Origin of the sequence: Rhodoferax sp., assembly GCF_039922535.1 — a bacterium.
In the GTDB taxonomy this organism is placed as follows: Bacteria; Pseudomonadota; Gammaproteobacteria; order Burkholderiales; family Burkholderiaceae_C; genus Rhodoferax_B.
The window spans coordinates 1-3,289 of record NZ_JBDTEM010000392.1 but is presented as its reverse complement, the minus strand read 5'-3'; the positions used below and the strand labels follow the sequence as shown (position 1 = coordinate 3,289).

Genomic DNA, 3,289 nt, shown 5'->3' with positions numbered 1-3,289 from the left:
ACGGTGAGGGAGTTGACGTTCCAGGTGGCTAGTTGCATGGGGGAATCCGCAGAAAAATGGGAGATATTACCGAGGCCGTGGACGGTGCATCCCAAACGCCGCTCTGCACACGTTAAAACGCCCCGGGATCGTTGCCGATCACGGGGCGTTTTAAGAGTTAGAAGCCTGGTTTACTTGAACCAAGCGTCGTCGTTGGCCTTCTTTTCCCAGGCGGACAGTTGCTTTTCAGCCTCGTCCTTGGCAATGCCGTAGCGTTCCTGGATCTTGCCAGCGAGTTGGTCGCGCTTGCCGGCGATCACGTCGAGGTCGTCGTCGGTCAGCTTGCCCCATTGCTCTTTGGCTTTACCGGTCGCTTGTTTCCAGTTACCTTGGATAGTGTCCCAATTCATAGCTGTCTCCTTGCAGTTGCGGGTTGAAAAATCTACGTTCCGATTAAGGACGGATGGCGATGGCGTTCTTGACCGACTTCACGCCCTTGACGTTGCGGGCAATACTTTCAGCCGTAGCCTTTTCGGTCATGTTCTTGGCAAAACCAGACAACATCACCGTACCGTTCAAGGTTTCCACGCTGATGGCCGATGCGTCGACTTGCTTGTTGTCCACAAAGCGGGCTTTGACGCTGGTAGTCACAGCGGAGTCGTCGATGTAGGCACCCACAGGCTCTTGGCCGCGGGTAACGGCACAGCCTGCGGTCGTCAGCAGAACGATAGCGGTGATGGAAGCGGCGAGGGTGGTGCGAATGGTCAGTTTCATTTTGAATACTCCAGTTGGTAAATAAAGTTGGTTTGGCATGGTGAATGGCCCCACCAGCCAGGGCAAAAACCTTAGACTGCCAGCCAATCCTTGAGCTCTTCGGCGTGCTCTTGCTCGTCGCTCAAGATGTCTTCCAGTAAACGGCGGGTGGTCGAGTCTTTGTCGCCAATCATGGCAATCATTTGGCTGTAGGCTTCAATGGCTACGCGCTCTGCCACCAGATTGGCCTTGATCATTTCTTTCAACTCTTTCGAGTCGTCATAAGCGGCGTGGCTGCGCTTGGACAGCGAATCGGGCGAAAAATCGGGCTCTCCGCCGAGCTGCACAATGCGCTGGGCCAGACGGTCTGCGTGGCCAGATTCTTCGGTGGCATGCACCAAAAATTCGGCGGCAATAGAAGAAGAGGCCAGGCCCTCGGCCGTGAAGTGGTGGCGCTTGTAGCGCAGCACGCACACCAGCTCGGTGGCCAGCGAGTCGTTCAGCAGTTGGATGATGTCTTCGCGCCAGGGGCCGTAGCTGGGGGTGACGGCACCCTGGTCCAAGCTGCGGCGAGCGGCACCGAGGGCTGCTTCGTTCAGCACCATGCGGTCAACGTCACCGGTCTGCAGTTGCGTCACATTCGTGGGTTCATTCTTAGCGGCCATCGTGGTTCCTTGGTTGGTCGGTGGAGGGGGTTTGGTGGTTCCCCAACCGATGACTGAACTTTAAAACCAAGGCTGGTTGGCCCCTATCGGCGTGTGCCGCTAGGCCGTGTAGGAGGATGCCGCATGGACTTGTCGGCTAGCTTGCGGCGGGCAGAGACGGGTTTTGGTCCCTGAGGTGCGATAACAGTTTCAACTGTTCCTTCTGAAGTTCCAGCAGCTCGGCCCACTGCCCCTGGCGCAGGGCGTCGATTTTTTCGTGCAGCAGCATGATCTCCAGCTCGGCCTTGAGATTGACCTCGTAGTCGTGCTCGGCGTGTAACCTGTCCTTCACAGCCTGGCGGTTTTGCGACATTAGGATGATGGGGGCTTGTACCGCGGCCAGCATGGACAGAAACAGGTTCAGCAAAATAAACGGGTAGGGGTCAAACACCGCGTTCCAGCGGGACAGCAGAACCACGTTCAACACCACCCACACGACTAGCACCGCCATGAACAGCAGGATGAAGGTCCACGAGCCGCCAAAACTAGCGACAGCATCGGCTGCGCGCGCCCCAAATGCGGTGTCATCGTCTAGGTCGGAGGCGGTGTTGCGGGCAATGTGCTTGTGCTTGGCAATATAGCTGGCGACCTTTTGGGTTTGCGCGTCCATGGCTTCATAGGCCAGGCCGAGCAGTTCTTCGGCGGTGTTGTCAGGTGTGGTCATTGGAGGTGGTTCAAAGCGGGATTACAAAGCATGTCTGCGCATCCAGGCCTGCCCATGGCAACGCTTCACCCACGCGCAGAAGCTGGGCGTTCGATTGTGCGTTGGCCTCCAGTGCCGCGTCTGCTGCACTGCGGGTAAAGATGAAACGCATGCTGCGTTCGCCCCGGCGCAGCGTCAGCTCCGCCTGCGGCCAATGCGAGGGCAGGCAGGGGGTAAACCGCAGCGTCTGTGCACCTTGTTCCAGGCCAAAGATGGACGCGATAGCGGCGCGGTGCATCCAGCCTGCCGAACCTGTGTACCAGCTCCAGCCACCCCGCCCCACGTACGGTGGCTGGGTGTACACATCACCGGCCATCACATAGGGCTCGATAGCGTAGGCCGCGTTATGGGCCGGGTTGCTGGCCCGGTGGGCCGGGTTCAGGTAGGTGAAGTAGCGGTAGGCGGTGTCCCGCTCGGCCACGCTGCTATCGGGTTGGCTCTGGACAAAAGCCGCCTGCGCCATCATCGCCCAGACCCCGGCATGCGAGTACTGGCCACCGTTTTCACGCACGCCCGGTGGGTAGGACTGGATGTAGCCGGCACTGGGAACAGCGTGCGCCAGTGGTGGGTCCAGCAGCTTGATCAAACCAGCCTGCGGGTCCACCAGGTGCTGCTCCATGGCGGTCAGTGCAATGCGTTGCAGGGATACGGGTGCGGCTTGGGACAGCACGGCCCAGGCCTGGGCGATTAGGTCAATCTTCGCCTCGGGGTTGTCATGCGAGCCCAGGGCATCGCCGTTGTCAAAAAATGCCCGCTTGAACCACTGGCCGTCCCACGCGGGGCCGACCAGCGCGGCCTTCCAGCCTTCGGCGGCCTGCTCCCAGCGCCCCGCGCGGGCGCTGTCGCCGCGTGCGTGGGCCAGAGGCGCAAATTCGGCTACCACCTGGCACAGGAACCAGCCCAGCCACACCGATTCGCCCCGGCCTTCGATGCCCACGCGGTTCATGCCGTCGTTCCAGTCGCCGCTGCCCATCAACGGCAGGCCGTGCGCGCCCACCGCCAGGCTGCGGTCGATGGTGCGTGCCGCGTGCTCGTACACCGTGGCGCTGTCCGTGCCTGTCTCAGGCGTGTAGTACGCGTCTTCGGCACCGGCAGGGATGGCCGCACCTTCCAGGAAGGGCACCTGGACTTCCAACAGCGTGGCATCGCC

At 60.6% G+C, this 3,289-nt stretch carries 4 protein-coding genes and 1 pseudogene; all 5 read right to left on the bottom strand.

The window, feature by feature from the left end; all coding sequences use genetic code 11:
• Window positions 1-170 precede the first annotated feature (170 nt).
• Window positions 171-389: a CsbD family protein gene (locus ABI213_RS18650; protein WP_315186786.1), complete on the bottom strand. Its 219-nt coding sequence runs from the start codon at window positions 387-389 to the stop codon at window positions 171-173.
• Between the two features lie 43 nt (window positions 390-432).
• Window positions 433-753, bottom strand: a complete 321-nt coding sequence (locus tag ABI213_RS18645) for a BON domain-containing protein (RefSeq protein ID WP_348028193.1) — start codon at window positions 751-753, stop codon at window positions 433-435.
• Window positions 754-824: 71 nt separating this feature from the next.
• Entirely contained in the window at window positions 825-1,337 is a 513-nt protein-coding gene (locus ABI213_RS18640; RefSeq protein WP_348028195.1) for a ferritin-like domain-containing protein, read from the bottom strand.
• A 196-nt stretch (window positions 1,338-1,533) separates the two neighbouring features.
• Window positions 1,534-2,100 (bottom strand): DUF1003 domain-containing protein, encoded by a 567-nt coding sequence (locus tag ABI213_RS18635; protein ID WP_348028191.1) that lies wholly within the window; start codon window positions 2,098-2,100, stop codon window positions 1,534-1,536.
• 10 nt (window positions 2,101-2,110) lie between these two features.
• A pseudogene (locus tag ABI213_RS18630) lies at window positions 2,111-3,289 on the bottom strand (carbohydrate-binding protein); the annotation flags it as partial.

Bases quoted from the DNA above. Each gene is read 5' to 3' on its own strand.
- ABI213_RS18650 (WP_315186786.1), bottom strand. From the start codon at position 389: ATGAATTGGGACACTATCCAAGGTAACTGGAAACAAGCGACCGGTAAA.
- ABI213_RS18645 (WP_348028193.1), bottom strand. From the start codon at position 753: ATGAAACTGACCATTCGCACCACCCTCGCCGCTTCCATCACCGCTATC.
- ABI213_RS18640 (WP_348028195.1), bottom strand. From the start codon at position 1,337: ATGGTGCTGAACGAAGCAGCCCTCGGTGCCGCTCGCCGCAGCTTGGAC.
- ABI213_RS18635 (WP_348028191.1), bottom strand. From the start codon at position 2,100: ATGACCACACCTGACAACACCGCCGAAGAACTGCTCGGCCTGGCCTAT.